Genomic DNA, 19,114 nt, shown 5'->3' with positions numbered 1-19,114 from the left:
TTATTGAATTTTGAATTGGATTAGAGGTTTAAGATGCAGTTGTTTAAGTCACATATCTCCGCTATGTGGGCGTTATTGCTCCTGTTGATTTGCTTGACAGCGGCCTTTGCCGAAAATGTAGACTGCGTCAACTACAACAAGAATGACCCCAAGGCAACACCGGACGTCCGCTGCAAGTACGCCCGAATCTGGTCTACCCGAACAGCAGTGCTTTATGTGGTGGATCCGGATTCTGCCATCATGAGAAAGAATGCTATCCCTTACAAGGACTTCCTGGTTTACATCCCTAAGGAAGTTAGCACTGACACTCTGACCGTTACCAAGGCTTCTGACTCCACTCAGATAAAAAATCTCACTCCTGTGAATTCCGGTGCGGATTCTGTTGTCGAAGTCAATATTTATGGCCACTACGCTTATGAGAACTTCCAACTGGGTACTGCAGTCTCCGAATCGGATATCGATCCCATTGTAAGTCTTGTCTATAACTTCTATGCCCCGGAACTGGAATACAGCATTGATGGTAAGGTCATAACCGATGTGTCTAAACTGGACTACAAGGTTGGCGATACTGTAAAAGTTGACGTGCGTGCTGTTATTCCCTATGGCCCCCAGGCTGACAGAACGGACTCCACTCTTGAAAGGACTTTCTTCTTCTCTGCTTTTGGCGATAGCAAATCCCTCAAGTTCCTGAGCCCCAGTGGTTCCGACCTGACCTTGAGTGATGGATCAGTCCGTCTGAAAATCGAAAACGGTAAGTCCAGCTTCCTGGTTGTGGCAACAAAGGCCGTTACCGATGGTTCCACCTTCACTCTTGGTGGCTTTGATGATGGTAAGGACTCCTCTGGCAAGACCAAGTTCCTTGTGGATGAGAAGTTCCCCGGCGAATTGCAGTTCAAGAATCCGGATATGCCTTCTCTGGACGGTGCTGCCATTTATGATACCGATGGTGATGGTATTGGCGATAGCATTGCTACCTGGTTCAGCGGCAATATGGATTCTGTGTCTGTGGACAGCTTCTACTACAGCTGGCCTGATGATGAATCTTTCAAGAAGTATTCCGGCGATGTCAAGGAAAATAAGAATGGAGATATCTTTGGCCTGCCCGATGTGAGCGTGAAACTTCAGAAGGATTCCGCTACCGGTGCTGTTAAGGCCTATGTATGTTCCACCTTGGGCAACCGCTGCGATACCCTGAAGACCGATCTGAAGGATAGCATCGGCGCCGCCATCCAGTCTGCATCCCTGATCAAGGGCAATGGTAAGACTGACACCCTGGTTGTCCGTTTCAACAAGGACATGGATGAATCCTGGACTTCTGGTCGTGGCCTGGTCCTGAATGGAGAAGCCATTGATGTCAATGCCGTCAAGAAGGATGGCAATGTCTGGACCTTCGTTGTGAAGACTGGCGTGGTTGAAGTTGGTGACATGATCAAGATTGAAACCGTTTGCGGCAAGGATAAGTGCCCCGACGGCATCCTGACTTCAGCTGACGGTGTGCCTACGTCCAAGAACAATAAGGAAGTTCCTGTTGACAACGCTGGCCGTGTTTATGCAGACAACGAAAACAACGGCTTCTATGATCGAGATGGTGACGGCCGTATGGATAGTGTTTCTCTGGGCTTCAGCACTCCTATTACAGAAGATGACTTGAAGAATCTGGAATTGAAGTTCTACTGGTTGGATAAGGATGGTGATGTTGTTGAAATTGTTCCGACTAGCATCTATGACCTGGTCATTTCTGACGATGGACTGGTGGTTGGTTATGCCCTGGATCCAGATAAGTACAACATCAAGCCGATGCTGACTTCTATTGATTCCGTTTCTTCTAAGGGTAAGGAATATGGCTATGCCAAGCTGATCAATAAGGTTACTATTGACGGCGAAAAGACCGAAGAAGAAACACTCTGTGGAATGCACGACTATATGCCGCCTGTTATTTCCACGACCTTCCTGAATCCTGAGTCTTTCCAGGAAATGGAACCGGATCGCTTTACTGTTACCTTCTCTGAACCCATCGATTATAAGAACTTTAACTTGACCGATGACTGCCTCGCCTTCTATGTGGATGGGGAATGGGTCCATTACGACTTGAGTGATGCTCAGTGGAGTAACGATGGACGTACCGTTACCTTTATGATGGAAGCAGGAGCTGATCTGACTAGCCGTATGAATCCTGCAGATTCTGTTCGCTTTGACAACTTCACTTCTGGCTTGAAGGATCTCGAGGGCAATAACGTTGCCGAAGTCACTCCTCCTGTGATGGTGAAGGGCGATCCTCGTGTGGTTATGAAGACAACCTCTATGGCAGACTTGAACCGCATGGAAGAACTGAGCGAAAGAGCAAAGCCCTTTACTCTTGACCATGTGGAATCTGAACTGAGCGAAGAACAGAAGGCTTCTCTGGGTGTCCTGATGGATGTCAGCTTTGCAACCATTATGAAGAATGGTTCTGATGGTGTGTCCAAGGTGGATATCGATAAAATCGGATTGAAGTGGGAATTGTATGTGTATACAAACCTTGGCGCATATGTTGGACACGCCTCGGGCAAGATTGATTGCGACGATCCGTTCTTTGACGGCAATTGCCTTGAAAATCCGGATAAGTTGTATGTTCGCTGGAATATGCGTTCCGACAATGGCCGTAAGGTTGGCGTCGGTATCTATTTGGCAAAGTTTAATATTCGCGTGTACGGCGCAGAGGAAGATTTTAAAGTTGAAAGAGTCTTTAGATGGGGCGTTTCCGCAACTAAGCACTAGGGACGATTTCAGAGGGTAGTGATATGAAGAAGATTACAAGATACATAACAGCTATGCTCATGGCGGCTGGTTCCGCTGTGGCCGCAAATATGCCCGCCCCGGAAAATCCGGCGACCGGTATTTGGATTCAGCAGGTGGGTGACATTGTCCCTCATCCCTCTTCCAAGGCTACTCTGTACTACACAAAGTACCAGAATGATGGGGTCGGTGACCGTGTCAAGGGTATCAGCTATCAGTACAACGGTGCTGGCTACCTGCTAATGAAACCTTCTGATAAGAAGGTGGTTTGTTCTTACAATGATGGTGTTCATGGTGCCGACGGTATTGTTCAGCATCCTGATGGTGATTTGCTTGTTGCAGGTCAGGAACAGAAGACCATCTATAAGGTGAGCAAAACTGCTGGTAATGGAAACAACTGTGTTGTGAAATCAGGTACTCCTGCTCAGGAGACTTCTGGTATTTGGCACTTGATGATGGATCCTACCCAGAAGATTTTGTGGGGTTCGGGTATTCCTGGGCCTCTGTTTAGGTTCTCTACCGAAACGGATGTGACCGAGAAGAACTTCTCTTCTAAGGGTTATCACGTTGAACTTAGACCGAATGCTTCGAATCGCCGAAAGGATAAGAATCTTGCTACGATAGTTTGGGATGGTGATGGAACTGCGTTCTTTACCTATTCTGACTATATGGGTGGTGGTTGCGAACCGAATCACGAAAATTGTACTGCCGATAAAATTAAAGAGAGAAGGGGTGGCGCCTATTTCGGGTATTTCACTGATACAACCTATGTAACGGTAACTGAAGGAAATATCGGTACCTATGGTGGAAAGGTGGGCGAAAAGGTCATCAAATCCTTTGGCACGAAGATCTTGATTGACTCCTTGGAAGGTGCTCATGGTGCCACTTATGATGAATACTCCAAGACCATCTTCGTATTCGGTGGTTCCAAGATTGTTCAGATTCAGCCCTACCGTGAAAACGGTGCCTTGAAGGCCAAGGTGGTCGCCACCATCGATATGCGTGAATATTTCTTTGAGGAAACTCTTGAAAATTTGACTCTCCCGAGAACGAAGGATGGTGCTTATACCGGTTGGCGCCTTGACCAGGGTACTGTCGATGGCTATGGTCATTTGTTTGTTGCCAGTAACACAGGCCACATGGTCTTTGTGGACTATGTAGGCAATTCCCAAAAGCTGATCAAGGATAATATCCTTATCCATGTGCAGTGGATTGACAACTTTTTGGACGATTTGGCCCCTCTTAAAGGTGTTATTGTCGACCGCGCAGGTGGTACGTCTGGCGCAGACGAAGATCTTTCCGAAGAAACCAATCAGAGTAGTTCTGCTTTGATTACCTATAATGGATCTAGCAGTAGCCTGGGTGGAAGCAGCTCTTCTAAGGGTGGCTCCAGTACTTCTGGCAAGTCTAGCAATTCCAACGGAAGTTCTAACTCTAATGGTAGTTCCGGCTCTAACGGTGGCAATGGTTCCAGCGGTTCCAATGGTAATGGCAGCTCTGGTTCCAATGGTGGCAATGGCTCCAGCGGTTCCAACGGCGGCAATGGCAGCTCTGGTTCCAATGGTAATGGCAGCTCTGGCTCCAATGGTGGCAATGGCTCCAGCGATTCCAACGGCGACAATGGCTCTAGTGGCTCTAACGGTGGCAATGGTTCCAGCGGTTCCAATGGTGGCAATGGCAGCTCCGGCTCCAATGGCGGCAATGGCTCCAGCGGTTCCAATGGTAATGGCAGCTCCGGCTCCAATGGCGGCAATGGCTCCAGCAATTCCAATGGCGGCAATGGCAGCTCTGGTTCCAATGGCGGTAATGGCAGCTCCGGCTCCAATGGCGGCAATGGCTCCAGCGGTTCCAACGGCGGTAATTCCGGTAACAATTCCTCTTCTAGCAGAAGTATCGGAGCCGGTGAAGATGTTGACGGAAAGTCCAGCTCCTCCAGAGTCTACTATGGTGCTGATGATTACATCCAGAATGAAGGTTCTGATTACGAAAGCTATCCTTCTGCAGATGACTTTGACAAGGGTGACTCTGCCGTGGCTAGCGTAATCGTCTTGAATCCCACGACTCCGGGTACTAAGAATTCCGTGGTAATTAATGGTAACAGTTACCTGCTGAATGATAAGCCCAAGGGTGATTCTCTGAATCTGGAATACAACTCTGGAAAGAATACCGCAAAGGTTGGACAGGTTCTGGCAATTACTCTGGACTCTTCTAAGGTGAAGGAATACTTCGGTGATGTGGATTCCCTGGAAATTATTTCTGAATCTGTAATCGCCTTGATCGATAAGGAAAATGGCGGTACCAAGACTCAGACAATCAAGGTTAACTCTGATGGTTCCGTGACCTTCTACGTAACTTCTGATAAGGTGGTTTCTGGTGGTGCCATTAAGGTTAGAGGTGGCGGTGAAATGATTATCATCGACAACATCACCTTCTACGATCCTATTCCTGATGCTCGTGTCGGTTACATCAAGGATACTGATGGCAACAATACCTTGGACTACATGGAAATTCTCCTGAACGATTCCCTCTCCGGCAACTATGATCTGGATAGCGTGAAGATCGTTCTGGGTAAGGATACTATCAAGTGCGCTAATCCGAAGCTTAATGATTCCAAGGATCGAATCCTGGTTGACGTAAGCAAGGTCAAGGGCTTGCCGGCCGTGGGCGAATTCCCGAAGGATGCAAAGGCTCTGATTTACTACGGTGATGGTAAGGGTGCTACTTATGGTAGAGAATCTTCCATTGTTGAAGTGGGTAGCTTTGTGATTAAGGATGCATATGCAATCCGCAATGCTAACGGTATGGACTCCCTGTTCCTGCAGTTCAGTATTGATCTGATTCCGGCTGACGTTGGTTCTCCTGAAATGCTGATTATGCTCAAGCAGGAAGCTGAACGTTATGGCTTCGACGTGGGTCAGATTAAGAAAGTGTACATGCCTACAAAGGATATCGTGATCCTGGTTGCAAAGACCTTTGATCTCAAGGGCGGCAAGAAGGATAGCGTGTCTCTGTATCCTAACGTGACCTTCAGCAGCTTGCCGTACATTACTTCTGATGAATACGATCGTGAAATCCCTGTGACGGTAACGGACCGCTTTGCCTCTGCAAAGAACTCGGAATACTGGGATACCGATGGAGACGGCGTTCTGGACCAGATTGTGACCGTGTTCGACAAGAAGCTGACGGCTGCAGATCTTGAGTCTGTGTACATGTCCTTCCCGTGGTATAGCAGCAGAGGCTTGCTGATTCAGCTGCAGGCTCAGCCTGGTGAATTGCGTATTGATCCTAAGGACTCTACCCGAGTCATCTGGGATGTCCATGCCGCAACTCCGCTGGCTTCTGGAGTCACCAGCATTCGCGAAGATCTGCCCGAGGCTACCATCTACACGTACTACAGCGTGTTTAATGAAACCTTCGTGAATGAAGAAACCGTGCCTCCGGTTGACAAGATGTCTCCTGTGGTTTCTCAGGCCTTCCTGAGCTATGGTTCCAAGGCTGACACCTTGATTGTGACCTTCTCTGAACCGATTCTTACCAAGAACCTCAAGGGCGAAGACTTCTTCTCCTATATTCATGGAGGAAAGACTATCGAACTGGATCCCATGCGTATGGAATGGTCCTCTGATGGCTACTCTGTCAAGTTGATTCTGGATGGTGGCGTATCTACCATTATGCCGGGCGACTCCCTGATTGTCCGTAAGGGTGCCAAGGATGCCATTAAGGATAACTATGGCAACGTTGCTGGCGACGATCCTCAGCCGGTTATTATTGGTGGCTTGCTGAACCATTTGGTTGAGGCTACTAATATGGGTACCTTCGATGCCAATGATGATCGCGTCGTTGACGAAGATGGCGATAAGAGCTACACTCTCCAGACTGTAAGCTCCGTGAACCTCCGCTATGTGCCTGGGTCGACGACTAAGGAAGACCTGCAAAAGGACGGCGCCTTGGGTCAGCTGGTTCAGTTGGGTGAACGCTTCGTGCCGCAGCTCCTGGATCGCGCTCAGGTCGGTGTAGATGGTTCCTACGATCCTTCTGTGCTGGATTCCCTGAAGCCTGAAGATGTCTACATCTCGTTCATCGTGAACTTCTTCGACCATTTGGGCCAGTATGTGAATGACACCATTATTACGGTTCCCTGTAACAGCCCCAAGTTTGGTGGCAACTGCCTGGAAACCGATAAGAAGGTCTTCGTGAACTGGAACTTCAAGGATCATAACGGCCGCTTTGTTGGAACTGGTGTGTACAACGTCCAGTTCAAGATGGTGGTCCGCTATGAAAACAAGAAGATCGAAGAAGAGATTAAGGATAAGTGGGGCGTTCGCCGCAAAAAGAGCAAGAAGAAATAATCCGCTATCCTAGAAAATTGAAAAGGCTTCCGCAAAAATCGCGGGAGCCTTTTCTGTTCAATGAGGTGGGCGGAGCCCCCTGCGTCAAAGCGATCGCCGGCAGTACCTACACAAAAAAAGCAGACGATAAAAATCGTCTGCCAAGGGGTCTAGGGCTAATAAACACTTGGCAACTTTGTTGCCTTAGTGAGAATTGTCCTCATAGGGGATATGTGCAGGGCCCCCTGCATCTAAGCGGCCATTACTTGTTAATGGCTGCCAAAAATGCGTCTTTCTTTTCCTGGAGGAATTCCTTGCTGTTGTACTTGCGGATACGGCGGAGTGCCTGGTCACGCAACTGACGCACGCGTTCGTGGGAGATGTTCATGGATTCGCCCACTTCACGGAGGGTCTGAGGAGCTTCCTGGTTGATACCGAAGATGCCGGTAATAACCTTTGCTTCGCGTTCCGGCAGCTGTTCCATAAGGTCGCGAGCCAATGCTTCGACGCTCTGGATTTCGGATTCTGCTTCGGGATTGGAAGCGCCGCCATCGGGGAGCTCTTCGGCGTAAGTTGCCTTGGAGTCTGCCTTCAGGGGGCTGTCGAAAGAAACGCCGCGCTGACCGATCTGAATCAATTCGCGGATTTCTTCGTTGATTTCCTTACCGCGGGACTGTTCGTGCAATGCCTTACGCACACGGAGGTGCTGGTTTGCAGGGAGACGAATCAGGTTGCCCTGTTCGTTGATAGCACGGGTAATATAAGCCTTGATCCACCACACGCCATAAGAAATGAACTTAAGGCCACGGGTGTGTTCGAAAGATTCAATGGCGCGGACGAGGCCCATAGCACCCTCGCTAACCAGGTCCGGCAGGGGGATGGGGCAACCGCGGTACTGGATTGCCACCTTCAAAACGAAACGCATATTTGCAGAGATCAGCTTTTTACGGGCGATTTTATCGCCTTCTTTTGCTTTCTGGAAAAGAATCTGTTCTTCATCTCTGGAGAGGGGAGCGGTGCGACGAATATCTTCTAGGTAACGCTTTAGAGTAGTATCAGTAGAATCAATATGCATGTTTAAACCTTACTCCTTTAATATCGCATTTTTTAAAGCAAGTTGCGTGCCAATAGTGTAAATTTTTGCGAAATAAAGGGCGAAAAGGGCATTTTATTTCACGACGTGTAACGAAATTTAGAAAAATTAGATGTTTTGTCTTGAAATTTAAACAAAATTTGTCATTATTTTATGACTTATGGTTGAATGTTCGTATTTGTTGCATTCGTAAATCGGGGGCCCACTTCTTTTTGACAAATTCGTATATTTAGCTCGTTATGTCAATTAAAGAACCCGATCAATCTGTCTGGAACAGGTTTTGGAAAAGAAAGAACGATATGGACAAGGTTTACCCTTCGTCCCCGTCGGTCATTGAAACGATTAAGAAGAATTTTAAGCTGGAAGGGCTGAAGGTTCTGGAAGTGGGGGCCGGTACTGGTCGCGATAGCGCGGAACTGGCCCGCCTGGGAGCCGAAGTCTATGTCCTGGATTTTGCCGAAAATAGCCTGAAGATTGTGAATTCCCTTCGTGAAAAGGAAAACCTGACCAATCTTCATCTGGTTCGCGGCGATGCGTTCAAGGCTCCCTTCCCGGATAATACCTTTGACCTGGTTTTCCATCAGGGTCTGGCTGAACATTTCAAGGATTCGCTGCCCCTGCTTAAGGAAAACTACCGCATTGTGAAGCATGGTGGGCATTGCCTTTGTGACGTGCCCCAGACGGTTCATCCTTACACTGTTATCAAGCATATCCTGATTGCTATGGATAAGTGGTTTGCCGGTTGGGAAAAACAGTTTACCATGCCCCAGCTGAAGAAGCTGATGAATGACGCCGGCTTTGAAAATGTCTACCAGTATGGCGACTGGATGCGTCCCAATCTGTATTATCGCATGGTTCGTGAACTGGGCTTTAAGGTGGGCATTGAACTGCCTAAGTATCCCTTGCAGGGTACGGCCTACCAGAAGATCAAGGATTCCTTGCTGGATTCCCTGGAAACCAATCCGCTTATGCATTACACTCAGCTTTGCATTGGAGTCTTGGGTCGTAAGCCCTAGCTGATGAACATACTTGTCGTTAACTATCGCGATCGACTGCACCCCGCTGCCGGGGGCGCCGAAAAGCACCTACACCGAATTTTTTCGTTAATTGCCCAGATGGGCCACAAGGTGGTCCTGTTTACGACCGCGTTCCCTGGATGTAAGTCCCGGGAAGAAGTGGACGGAATTACCGTAATCCGCAAGGGTGGCGATTTGCTGTTCCAGGTGAATACGGCGCTGTACTTAAAGAAGTTGGATCGGGAATTTGATTTTGATGTGGTGGTGGAAGACCTGAACAAGCTTCCCCTGTTTACACCTTATCTGACGAAGAAGCCTGTGCTGGTGCAGATGCATCACTTGTGGCGTGGTTCCATTTTCCATGAGGCGTCCTTCCCGGTTGCCTTGGGCGTGTGGCTCTTTGAGACCATCATTCCGTGGTTCTACCGAAAGGAACCCTTTGTGGTGGTGAGTCCCAGTACCAAGCGCGAACTGAACGAGATCGGCGTGGATGAGTCCCGTATTTCTGTAATTTATAACGGTTCCGATGATTGCCGCGTTGAGGATAGTTCTTCCGTTGGCAGCGTTGCCTCTGCGGGTATGGGCGTGCCTTATTTCTTGTGGCTGTCCCGCGTTCATCGCTATAAGGGAATCTGGACGGCTCTTGAGGCTTTTGAAAAGTTTGCCAAGAATCATCCGGATGTGAAACTTGTGGTGGCGGGTGATGGCCCGTTGTTGAAGAAACTTCCTGCTTGGTTGCAACAGCATAATCTTGAAAGTCAGGTGGACCTTCTTGGCTTTGTCAGTTCTAAAAGAAAACGTGAACTGCTTGCCGGAGCCACGGCCTTGCTGCAGACTAGCTATAAGGAAGGCTGGGGTCTTACGGTTGTGGAAGCGGCGAAGCTTGGTACGACGACCATTGCCTGCGATGTGCCTGGTCTTCGAGACAGTGTGCGTAATGGCGAGACGGGCCTGCTCTTTCAGGCGGGTGATACGGATGCCTGCGCTTCTGAGATGGATCGCCTGTATAGTAACGATGACTTGAGGACTCGCCTGGAGGCCGGTGCCGCTGCTTATGCCGATGAATTCCGCTGGGATATTGCGGCTGACATGACTTTGAACTTGATGCAGAATCTTGTGATCCAACATCAGGTTGGGGGTGACGATGAAGAATAATCGTATGAAGCCCTTTATGGTGTTCTGCCTGAAGCTGGTGGTGACGCTGGTTCCTGCTTACTTTGTGTATAGAAACATAGTGTTGGCGCCCGATTGGAATGTCGGGGACTTGTACGAATTGTTCACTGTCAAGAGCGTGCTCCCGTTTGTGCTGGCGCTTCTTTGTCTGGGTTTGTCCAACTTTACGGCTTGCTTGCAGTGGAAACTTTTGCTGGAGCGTCAGAATGTCCATCTTTCTTATGGACGTCTGTTGAAGTTGTATTATGTCGGCTTGTTCTTTAACAACTTCATGCCCGGTAATGTTGGTGGCGACGCCAAGAAGGTTTATGATATCCGCATGCAGGGCGGGCAGGATACTGTCGGGGCTGGACTTACGGCGACGTTCTTTGATCGTCTGTTTGGATTGTTCTTTATTACGTTGTTTGCACTTGCTGTCGGTTTTCTGTTCTTTATGCATGATGCGGAACAGCGTGCCTTTATGTGGCCTTCAGTCTGGATATGCCTTGGATTCTGCGCCTTGTTCGCCTCCCTCTTTAGTCGTAGGCTCGGCCGACTGCTTTGTAAGATCATGGCGAAAGTTTTCCCGGAGAAGGTGAATGCTCGCATGCTCCGTATGTTTGAACGTTTTCAGCATTTCCGTTCTGTGAAACTCTGGGTTTCTATTAGCAGTTTGTCGGCGGTGACGCAGGCTTTGCGAATCCTTGTGCATTTCTTTTGCGGAATTGCAGTCGGTGTAGATCTTTCGATTTCCTGGTATTTCTACTACATCCCGCTGGTGGCGATTATTAGCGCCTTGCCTATTTCCATTGGCGGATTTGGCCCTCGTGAATTGCTGGCTCAATCTTTGTTTGCGAAAGCCGGTGTCCCTAACCTGGAATCGGTGGTGATCCAGCTCCTGGCTTACTTCGTAAGTTTGATTCTCAGCTTGTTTGGGGCTTTCGTTTTCTTGCTTGGTGGATCTGCGAAAAATGCGGATCCTGCCGAGAAGGCCGACTAGGGCTGTCTTAACTTGTCCGTTTATAGAACGGTTAGACGTTCTGTTATGCGGTCTTTTTATATACCGGTGGTGATTTACATGTAAATCATCCCATTCCATACGGGTTTGTATGGACATGAAATCTGCCGAAAGTCCGGCTGAAAAAATTCTCTCTGGCTTGAATTCTGACCAGAGGGCCGCTGTTTTGCATGATCACGAATCTGGGGCTCAGCTTTTGATTTTGGCTGGTGCGGGGTCGGGAAAGACATCCGTGTTGACCAAGCGCATCCAGTACCGCATACTTTGCGGTGTGGCTCCCGAAAAAATTCTAGCGCTGACTTTTACGGCTAAGGCGGCTGCTGAAATGCGGGAGCGTGTACAGGCCTTGTTCCCTAATGCGGGGGTGCGCCTTTGCACGTTTCATTCTCTTGCGCTTTATATGTTGAAGTGTAAGGTTCCTGCAAATGGGGATGGTTCTTCGGGGGAGGTGTGTGCGTACGAGTTGCTGGGGTTTAAGAAGATTCCCTCTCCGACAGAATCTGCAGAGAGAAACTTTGCCCATCGGCTTATGGAACTTAAAATAAAAAGTGGAACAGTCCTTCGTGAAAATCTCTTTTCTTATGGGTTGTCGGCAAAACTGCAAAAGAAGTTGGCACCCCTCCGGGAGGAAGTCCATCAGACTGGTCGTGTGGTTTTTGAAGATTTGATATTTGAGGCGATTCGCCTGATCGAAGAGTTTCCCTTTGTTCGGGACTATTTTCAGAGTCTTTGGTCTGAAATTCTTGTTGATGAATATCAAGATATCAATCCGACTCAATACCGTATGGTTAAGGGTCTGCTTGGAAATCGGAAATCCCTTTTTGTTGTGGGGGACGATGACCAGGCTATTTATGGTTTCCGCGGGGCTGATATCGGCAATATTAACCGATTCCGAGACGATTTTAGGGAGAGCACGCTGATTCGCCTGGAATGGAATTACCGGTCCGTTCCCAATGTACTTCATTTGGCGAATCAGATTTTTACGAATAAGCCCATTCATTTGCGGAAGGTCCTGCGTGCTGGAAATCCTTCGGGCTCCAAGGGGAATCCCATCTTCAAGGAAAATCGGAAACCTGAAGTGTGGGTGTCCGATAATCCGGTGGAGGAAATGCAGAAGGTCGTTCAGTCCATTAAGGAACTTCGGATGGGCTATGACTTGGAATGGAAAAACTTTGCCATTCTTGTAAGGTATAACCGCCAGCGGCTTTATTATGAAGAGGCCCTGCGGGATTATAACATTCCCATTGCGGGAGGGCCTGCAGAAAATGGTGAGGAAGGGGCCGTCCTGGAAAACGGGGTGCATGTGGAAACTGTGCATGCGTCAAAGGGGTTGCAGTACGCGGTGGTCTATTATGCGGGGCTTGCCGAGGGGTTGACTCCTGGGGCGTGTACGGGATCTAGGTCTCAGCGGAAAAGGCAGTTGGAAGAGGAGCGTCGTCTGTACTATGTGGGGGTGACTCGTGCGGAGGCCTGTCTGATTTTGTTATATTGCAAACGTAGATTTTGGAAGGGGCAGTTGTGTAAGTTCAAACGTTCCAGTTTTTTACCGAAGGAAAGCTCCTGTAAGTCTAAAGGTTTGATGATGCCTCTCGTTTTTTTTAGAATTTATGTCGTCCTGATTGTTCTTGGCTACTTGTGTGTGCAGATGATTCGTGTGCCCTATGCCAAGTGGCGGCATGGCGGAGATATGACTCCTTGGGTCGATGGCCGTATCCAGTTCTTTTCTGCTTTCTGTTTGAAGATGCTCCGTGTGGAATTGAATATTGAAAATCAGGCTGCGCTCGGCAAAGTGGATTGGACTCGCCCCGTATTTGCGGTTGGAAACCATGGCTCATTTTCGGATATCCCTATGGTTTTTCTTGCCCTTCAGCGGACATTTGGTTTTGTGGCCAAGGAGTCTCTGGGCAAGGTGCCGTTCCTTCATTTTTGGATGAAGCAGATTGGCTGTGCCCTGGTGAACCGTTCCAAGGGTGGTGCCGCAGCCGCCGTACGACGTGTTATCGCGGAACGAGGAGCTGCTCCCCGCTTGTTTATCTTCCCTGAAGGAACCCGCAGTAAAGACGGAGCTTTGGGTCCTTTTAAGAGCGGCACGTTCTATTTTGCCCACGAAAATGACGGCTTCATTCTTCCCTTGGTCATCAAGGGCTCTGCCGCTGTCTGGGAGAAACGAAAGAATGCCGGACCGTGCAAGGTGACGGTGAAAATTCTTGATCCTATTGACGTGAAGGCGTTGAAGGAATCCAATCCCGATATTGATCCGAAGCAGGATTTGTGTCCTATGGTTCATGATCGTATGGAAAGTGCATTGAGGTAGGGACTGCTATGATTGGTGTTTTTGATTCCGGTTTTGGCGGTCTAACTATTTTGCGGGATTTGCAAAAGGTGTTGCCGCAGTACGACTACCTGTATCTGGGGGATAATGCCCGCGCTCCCTATGGTTCCCGTAGCTTTGAAACCATTTACCGCTATACGTTGCAGGCGGTTCGTGAACTGTTTAGTCGTGGATGCCCCCTGGTGATCCTAGCTTGCAATACAGCTTCTGCACGAGCCCTTCGCAGTATCCAGCAGCAGGTGCTTCCTTTTGAATTTCCTGATCGCAGGGTGCTGGGGATTATCCGTCCCACTGCAGAAGAAATTGGACGTGTCAGTAAGACGGGGCATATCGGGATTTTTGCGACGGCAGGAACGGTTTCTTCGGGAAGCTATCCCATCGAGATCAACCATTTTTATCCGGAGCTGAAAGTGACTCAGCATGCGTGCCCCATGTGGGTGCCCTTGGTTGAGTATGGCGAACGGGAATCCGATGGTGCTCGTTACTTTGTTAAAAAGGAGGTGGAGGCCGTTTTACGTGAGGATCCTGAAATCGACACCATCCTTTTAGCTTGTACCCACTATCCGCTGCTGGAAAAGGCTATCCGCGAATCTACTCCGCCGGGGGTGAACCTGGTGTTTCAGGGGAGTATCGTGGCGGACAAGACTGTCGACTATCTGAAACGTCACCCGGAAATAGAAAAACGACTTGCGAAAAACGGTAAAACCAGTTTTTTGACTACAGATACGGCCGAATTCTTTGAAAAAGGCGCCTTTTTCTTTGGAATGCAGGACATTTCTGCTGAATCGCTGACCTTTTAACTTACAAAATTAGTATCTTATACAAAAAACGACGAACCATCTAGGATGGTCCGCCCGTGAGAGTTTTAATTAAAGGGGGGACCTCGGGCCGTAGTCCGGGGTTCTCGAAGTCTAACCAAGTCGAATCTATTTCGAGTATAATTAACGGATTGTATAAAAATGCCGAAGACACAGATTAATCTCGATGGTTGGCAGGACTACCGCGGTAACGCCGCAGGCAGCTTGCTTTATGTAGAAACTAGCCACCAGTCTGAAATGCCGGTGCGCGACCAGCTCAACGAAAATGGCAAGGGCTTCCTTTCTGAACCGAACTACGAAACCAGCACCTATGGCCTCGTGAGCTGCTACAATGTGAAGGCTGTGAATGCTATCCTCAAGGCCAAGAGCCGCTACATTCTTTTCGGTACCCGCTACGAAGGTCTCAGCGATTCCGAAATGCGCAACAAGTACCTGATCATGGGTTATATGCGCATCGATAAGATCAAGGACGTTCGTACCCGCCACATCCAGCGCTACATGGCTAATCCGGAACTTCAGGAACCGGAATGCATGCAGATGGAACACAACTGGGCTGTTTATGGTCCCATGCGCTTTGTCTCCATGAACGATTCCTTTGTCGTTACCGACGAAATCCTCAAGGAATGGGGTTACCGCGGTCACGCTTCCCGTCAGCTGAAGGCTGTATTCCAGAAGGAACATCTTGAACAGATCCTTTCTTACCTGGATTCCAAGGAAGATATGATCGACGAATATATCGCTACCGTCGACGAATACAAGGAAGCTTTGGAAGAAGGTTAATCCTTTAAATTTTTATGCGAAAAAGGCCGTGGATGAAATCCACGGCCTTTTCTGTTTCTTTATTGTTAGACTTTATTTTTTGACGGCCCTAATAGAACTGGAGCTTGTCTTCAGGATGTATGTTCCCTGGCGGACGTCGAGGCGGAGAGTGCCGTTGTCGTTCAGTGCCTGGTTCTTTGTGCCTGTCCAGAGGAGGTTGCCGTTCAGGTCGAAGAGCTTGGCCTGCATGTGGTTGTCGTTGAAGGCGTACTTATAGTTGGAATGGATGGATGTGGTGCCGCAGCCGACGGCTTCGATCTTGGCAATGTAAATGCCGGATCCGTTGCTGTTGAAGGTGAGGCTGTTGGAACCGAAGGGTGCGCCGGATTCATCTTTTTCGTTTGTTAGAGGAATGGTGACTTCGCTCCATTCGGAACCGCTTGCGTCGTTGCCGTACTGGTAGCTAGTCCATTCGGATCCGCCTGCGCCGCCGATGTTCACGGAGTTGGTGGAATCCACGCCGCGCATGGTGATGACGAGGTCGCTGCAGACCTGGAGAGGATCGTAGACGAGGGCCATGTCGCTCAGGGCGTAAACGCCGTGCTGGTAACCGCAGTCATCCTGATTGCAACCTGCCAAGGGAAGCTTGACGTACTGGGACACGCCGTCCAGCGGGGTGGTGACCAGGGTGCCTTCGAATTCGCCACTCCACTTACCGGCGGAGGTTTCCTTGCTGAAGTCTACGATGGTAATGCTGGAGGGAATGTTGCTGCCGCCATTGCCGCCTTCTTCAATGGGGGCGTCTTCGCAGTTGCCGATATTGGCGCCAGCACTCATGGTGTAGACAAGGTGGTGATGGAACGGGCCGGAAGATTGTAGCTGACGCTAGTTGTGATTTCCTTGCTCTTGGCTCCGCTCTCTACAGACTGAACTGCGTAGATGGCGTTGTAGCCATTGATGCTGGGAGCGTTCAGGCTTACGGGGGAGTTGGCGGTGTTGATGGCGATGACGGAGATGGAATCGCAACCTACACTACGGAAGGCTACCACCTTGAGTTCATCCTGGTCGGAAGTACTGGTGATGACGCGTGCGTTGGGATTTACGAACTTGGAGTAGTGTCGCATGGCGTGGTACTCCGGTGCGATAACGATTTCGTCCTTGGTGCAGTTGCCCCAGTTGGCGGCGCAAACGCCGATGAACTGACCCTTTTCGCCCCAGTACAGTTCCCAGGCGATGTAGGCGTTGAGCTTGCCGCTGGTGAAACCGACTTGCATGATGTGGGCGAGGCCGACCATGTCTGCTTCGCGGATGTCATTTTCCATGGTGCAGAATTCGGTCATGATCAAGGGCTTGGTATCGCTACCCCAGCGGGAGGCGATGGAACTCATGGGCTTGCGGAAATTTTCCGGGTTCAGGTAGTTCTGTCCGGAGTTGTCGTTACCGTCGCCGGCGTGGTACAGATGGTAGGCGTAGCCTCCCAGCTTACTGTCGTCCAGCTTGGCCATGTAGTTCTGGAAATTGTTGAAGCCGATGCCCAGCGGTTCGGGGCCGATAATCTTGGGCGGGTTAGCCAGGCTGTTCAGGGAGTCGCTCACTGCCTGAAGTGCTTTGTCGTAACCGGCGATGCCATCCTTTTCGGACGGTTCGAAAAGCGTTTCTTCGTACTCGGCGTTCATGTCCGGTTCGTTCTGCAGGGAGATGTAATCCGGTGCGATGCCCATGGCTTCGTAGGCCTGGTAGGAAGTTTTCCACCAGTGTGCGAAGTCGGCGTATACGAAGGCACCGTAGGGGTCGGTGGATGAAGTCTTGAGGGTGTTGTTCTTCTTGTCGCCGTTGCCTGCGCTACCATTGATGCTGTTGCTGGGCTTGAGGCTCGGAGGGGCGCTCCAGGAAGACATTTCGATTTTCAGCTTGTTGCCGAGGCGCTGTCTTGCGGCCTTGATGATCGCGGCGTCGTTGGCCAGGCTCTTTTCGCTGTCCTGCTTCCAGTTGCCGATACGCAGGATGGAAAGATTTAGACCGGTAAAGGCTGTATCGTAAAATGCTTGCTGGGTAGCATTACCCATGGCGGTAACCCAGTCCTGGTAGTAAACGCTACCGGCTCCGAATCCAAGAATTTTTTGCTTGGTGTCGGCAGGGTCTACGGTAATCGTTGCGGCAGATGCAACTACAGCGGAAGCCAAAGCTGCGGGTACTAATTTCCTGATCATGTTGTTTCCTTTCTATACACCAAGACAAAAATAATTTTTTTGTATTTGCAATGGAAAAACGTTAAACTAAAAGTAAGAACGTAAAAAACGGCCCGTTATAAACGGACCGTCCTTTCGAAATTCTTGGTCCCAAATTTTTTTATAGGGCCCGTTTTTTCCTAAATAGGCTCCAGGAGCCAATTATTTAGGCCTACTTTTTAATAGGCTCCAGGAGCCAATCATTTAGGCCTACTTTTTAATAGGCTCCGTCGCCCTTGAACACGACCTTGAATGTCTTGAGGATGAGCTTGATGTCGTCGCCCAGCTTGCCGTCGCGGCGGATGTAGTCGTTGTCCAGGCGCATCTGACCTTCGAAGCTAATGTTGCTTCGGCCGCTGACCTGCCAGATGCAGGTAAGGCCCGGTGTGACGGACAGACGCATACGGTGCCACGGTTCGTACTCAGCCACTTCCGAGGGAATAGGCGGTCGCGGACCGACGATACTCATGTCTCCCTTGATGATGTTGAAGAACTGAGGCAGTTCGTCGAGGCTGAACTTGCGGAGAACTCTGCCGAAGGGGTAGATTCTCGGGTCGTTCTTCATCTTGAAGGTCTTGCCGCCGGTTTCGTTCAGCTTCATCAGTTCCTTCTTGCGTTCTTCGGCGTCGGCGTACATGCTGCGGAACTTGTACATGGTAAACAGTTTGCCGTTCTTGCCTACGCGGACCTGCTTAAAGATGACAGGACCCTTGGGATCGCTGATCTTGACTGCGGCGGCGCAGAACAGAAGCAAGGGGGAACAGAGAACGATGGCTGCGCTGGTGCAGACCACATCCACGATGCGCTTGATAATGTGGCGGAAACGGATGCGGTGGGGGTGCTGCCAGATATGGTCCAGGTTCAGGCGCTGCAACGAGAAGAAACTTCCGTTGGTGCTGTTGAACTCGTCAAGCTTGGCCTGCATTTCCAGGTTGTTCTTTTCCTGGGAACCCATATAGAGGTGGGCTTCGAAAATGGGTTTTCTGGGCTTGATTCGCAGGGACTGGATGAGGCCGGCGTCGTTCAGCTTATGGAGGATTTCCTTACGGATGGACTCCAGGGTTGACATGTCGGAGTTCAACAGGATGATACCAAGGCCGTTTCCGTCGGGGAGGTAGCCGAGGACATCAATGAACCTCAAATGGGAGAACATGGTGAGTATGCTGATTCGCCATGTGTTTTCTACGGTCTGGTTGGGGCTGCCCCAGCCAAAAAAATCGTACTGATGAGCGTAAATCTTGATGTAAAGGAATGGCTTGCAGGTTCGGTTTGCACGAAGGAATTCCTCGTTGAGACGGGCTCTGAACAATCGTGCTGGATACACGATGTTCTTCAATTTCTGCTCGTCGAGAATAGAACCGATTGCCGGATTTACAGATTGCTGATCCATGGACGCAAATATAAAAAAAGAGGCATCATCAACATGTGTGGAAGCATTTAGGCAGCCTTGCTAGATGATTCTCTCGATTCCGATTCCCATTCGTAGGCTATCTGTACATCTACATAGGAACAGCTCAGCATTATCAGCGACAGCATGTTGTTCATGTTCCTGAAGCCATAGGCAGTCCGTATCAGTAGCTTTATCTTGTTGTTCG

General features: G+C 49.6%; 12 protein-coding genes. 8 read left to right on the top strand and 4 right to left on the bottom strand.

What is annotated here, in order from left to right:
- Positions 1 to 33: 33 nt before the first annotated feature.
- Positions 34 to 2,757, top strand: a complete 2,724-nt coding sequence (locus MMG03_RS00060) for a hypothetical protein (RefSeq protein WP_249505336.1) — start codon at positions 34 to 36, stop codon at positions 2,755 to 2,757.
- 23 nt (positions 2,758 to 2,780) lie between these two features.
- On the top strand, positions 2,781 to 7,124 hold the full coding sequence (locus tag MMG03_RS00055) for a hypothetical protein (protein WP_249505335.1): 4,344 nt from the start codon (positions 2,781 to 2,783) through the stop codon (positions 7,122 to 7,124).
- A gap of 241 nt (positions 7,125 to 7,365) precedes the next feature.
- Here MMG03_RS00055 and MMG03_RS00050 read toward each other — a convergent pair whose 3' ends face one another.
- Positions 7,366 to 8,178 carry an RNA polymerase sigma factor RpoD/SigA gene (locus MMG03_RS00050; protein WP_249505334.1) on the bottom strand — a complete coding sequence of 271 codons (813 nt, stop codon included), beginning with the start codon at positions 8,176 to 8,178 and terminating at the stop codon, positions 7,366 to 7,368.
- A 257-nt stretch (positions 8,179 to 8,435) separates the two neighbouring features.
- Here MMG03_RS00050 and MMG03_RS00045 point away from each other — a divergent pair, with 257 nt between their 5' ends.
- From MMG03_RS00045 to MMG03_RS00020, 6 genes are all read left to right on the top strand, one after another.
- Entirely contained in the window at positions 8,436 to 9,212 is a 777-nt protein-coding gene (locus MMG03_RS00045) for a class I SAM-dependent methyltransferase (RefSeq protein ID WP_073233660.1), read from the top strand.
- 3 nt (positions 9,213 to 9,215) lie between these two features.
- The gene (locus MMG03_RS00040) at positions 9,216 to 10,367 is read left to right on the top strand and encodes a glycosyltransferase family 4 protein (RefSeq protein WP_249505333.1); all 1,152 of its coding nucleotides are present in this window, start codon (positions 9,216 to 9,218) and stop codon (positions 10,365 to 10,367) included.
- The gene (locus MMG03_RS00035) at positions 10,357 to 11,364 is read left to right on the top strand and encodes a lysylphosphatidylglycerol synthase transmembrane domain-containing protein (RefSeq protein ID WP_073233664.1); all 1,008 of its coding nucleotides are present in this window, start codon (positions 10,357 to 10,359) and stop codon (positions 11,362 to 11,364) included. The genes MMG03_RS00040 and MMG03_RS00035 overlap by 11 nt, the downstream gene beginning before the upstream one ends.
- A gap of 109 nt (positions 11,365 to 11,473) precedes the next feature.
- On the top strand, positions 11,474 to 13,696 hold the full coding sequence (locus tag MMG03_RS00030) for a UvrD-helicase domain-containing protein (protein ID WP_249505332.1): 2,223 nt from the start codon (positions 11,474 to 11,476) through the stop codon (positions 13,694 to 13,696).
- A gap of 8 nt (positions 13,697 to 13,704) precedes the next feature.
- Positions 13,705 to 14,514, top strand: coding sequence for a glutamate racemase (gene murI, locus MMG03_RS00025; RefSeq protein ID WP_073155876.1), 810 nt, complete (start codon positions 13,705 to 13,707; stop codon positions 14,512 to 14,514).
- A 159-nt stretch (positions 14,515 to 14,673) separates the two neighbouring features.
- Positions 14,674 to 15,312 carry a hypothetical protein gene (locus MMG03_RS00020; protein ID WP_073155879.1) on the top strand — a complete coding sequence of 213 codons (639 nt, stop codon included), beginning with the start codon at positions 14,674 to 14,676 and terminating at the stop codon, positions 15,310 to 15,312.
- Between the two features lie 72 nt (positions 15,313 to 15,384).
- On the opposite strand, the gene MMG03_RS00015 is transcribed toward MMG03_RS00020, so the two are convergent.
- From MMG03_RS00015 to MMG03_RS00005, 3 genes are all read right to left on the bottom strand, one after another.
- Complete coding sequence (locus tag MMG03_RS00015; RefSeq protein ID WP_249505331.1) at positions 15,385 to 16,128, bottom strand: hypothetical protein; 744 nt, start codon at positions 16,126 to 16,128, stop codon at positions 15,385 to 15,387.
- Positions 16,125 to 17,501 carry a glycoside hydrolase family 30 beta sandwich domain-containing protein gene (locus MMG03_RS00010; protein ID WP_249505330.1) on the bottom strand — a complete coding sequence of 459 codons (1,377 nt, stop codon included), beginning with the start codon at positions 17,499 to 17,501 and terminating at the stop codon, positions 16,125 to 16,127. The genes MMG03_RS00015 and MMG03_RS00010 overlap by 4 nt, the downstream gene beginning before the upstream one ends.
- 235 nt (positions 17,502 to 17,736) lie before the next feature.
- Positions 17,737 to 18,909, bottom strand: coding sequence for a sugar transferase (locus MMG03_RS00005; protein WP_073282875.1), 1,173 nt, complete (start codon positions 18,907 to 18,909; stop codon positions 17,737 to 17,739).
- Positions 18,910 to 19,114 lie beyond the last annotated feature (205 nt).

The sequence above is a fragment of the Fibrobacter sp. HC4 genome (genome assembly GCF_023373925.1).
Lineage (GTDB): Bacteria > Fibrobacterota > Fibrobacteria > Fibrobacterales > Fibrobacteraceae > Fibrobacter.
This window is presented reverse-complemented; position numbering and strand designations above follow the sequence as displayed.

What these genes read in the sequence shown, in the direction of transcription:
- MMG03_RS00055 (WP_249505335.1), top strand. Translation starts at nt 2,781, where the DNA reads ATGAAGAAGATTACAAGATACATAACAGCTATGCTCATGGCGGCTGGT.
- MMG03_RS00005 (WP_073282875.1), bottom strand. Translation starts at nt 18,909, where the DNA reads ATGGATCAGCAATCTGTAAATCCGGCAATCGGTTCTATTCTCGACGAG.
- MMG03_RS00045 (WP_073233660.1), top strand. Translation starts at nt 8,436, where the DNA reads ATGTCAATTAAAGAACCCGATCAATCTGTCTGGAACAGGTTTTGGAAA.
- murI (WP_073155876.1), top strand. Translation starts at nt 13,705, where the DNA reads ATGATTGGTGTTTTTGATTCCGGTTTTGGCGGTCTAACTATTTTGCGG.
- MMG03_RS00015 (WP_249505331.1), bottom strand. Translation starts at nt 16,128, where the DNA reads ATGAGTGCTGGCGCCAATATCGGCAACTGCGAAGACGCCCCCATTGAA.
- MMG03_RS00040 (WP_249505333.1), top strand. Translation starts at nt 9,216, where the DNA reads ATGAACATACTTGTCGTTAACTATCGCGATCGACTGCACCCCGCTGCC.
- MMG03_RS00035 (WP_073233664.1), top strand. Translation starts at nt 10,357, where the DNA reads ATGAAGAATAATCGTATGAAGCCCTTTATGGTGTTCTGCCTGAAGCTG.
- MMG03_RS00010 (WP_249505330.1), bottom strand. Translation starts at nt 17,501, where the DNA reads ATGATCAGGAAATTAGTACCCGCAGCTTTGGCTTCCGCTGTAGTTGCA.
- MMG03_RS00050 (WP_249505334.1), bottom strand. Translation starts at nt 8,178, where the DNA reads ATGCATATTGATTCTACTGATACTACTCTAAAGCGTTACCTAGAAGAT.
- MMG03_RS00030 (WP_249505332.1), top strand. Translation starts at nt 11,474, where the DNA reads ATGGACATGAAATCTGCCGAAAGTCCGGCTGAAAAAATTCTCTCTGGC.
- MMG03_RS00020 (WP_073155879.1), top strand. Translation starts at nt 14,674, where the DNA reads ATGCCGAAGACACAGATTAATCTCGATGGTTGGCAGGACTACCGCGGT.
- MMG03_RS00060 (WP_249505336.1), top strand. Translation starts at nt 34, where the DNA reads ATGCAGTTGTTTAAGTCACATATCTCCGCTATGTGGGCGTTATTGCTC.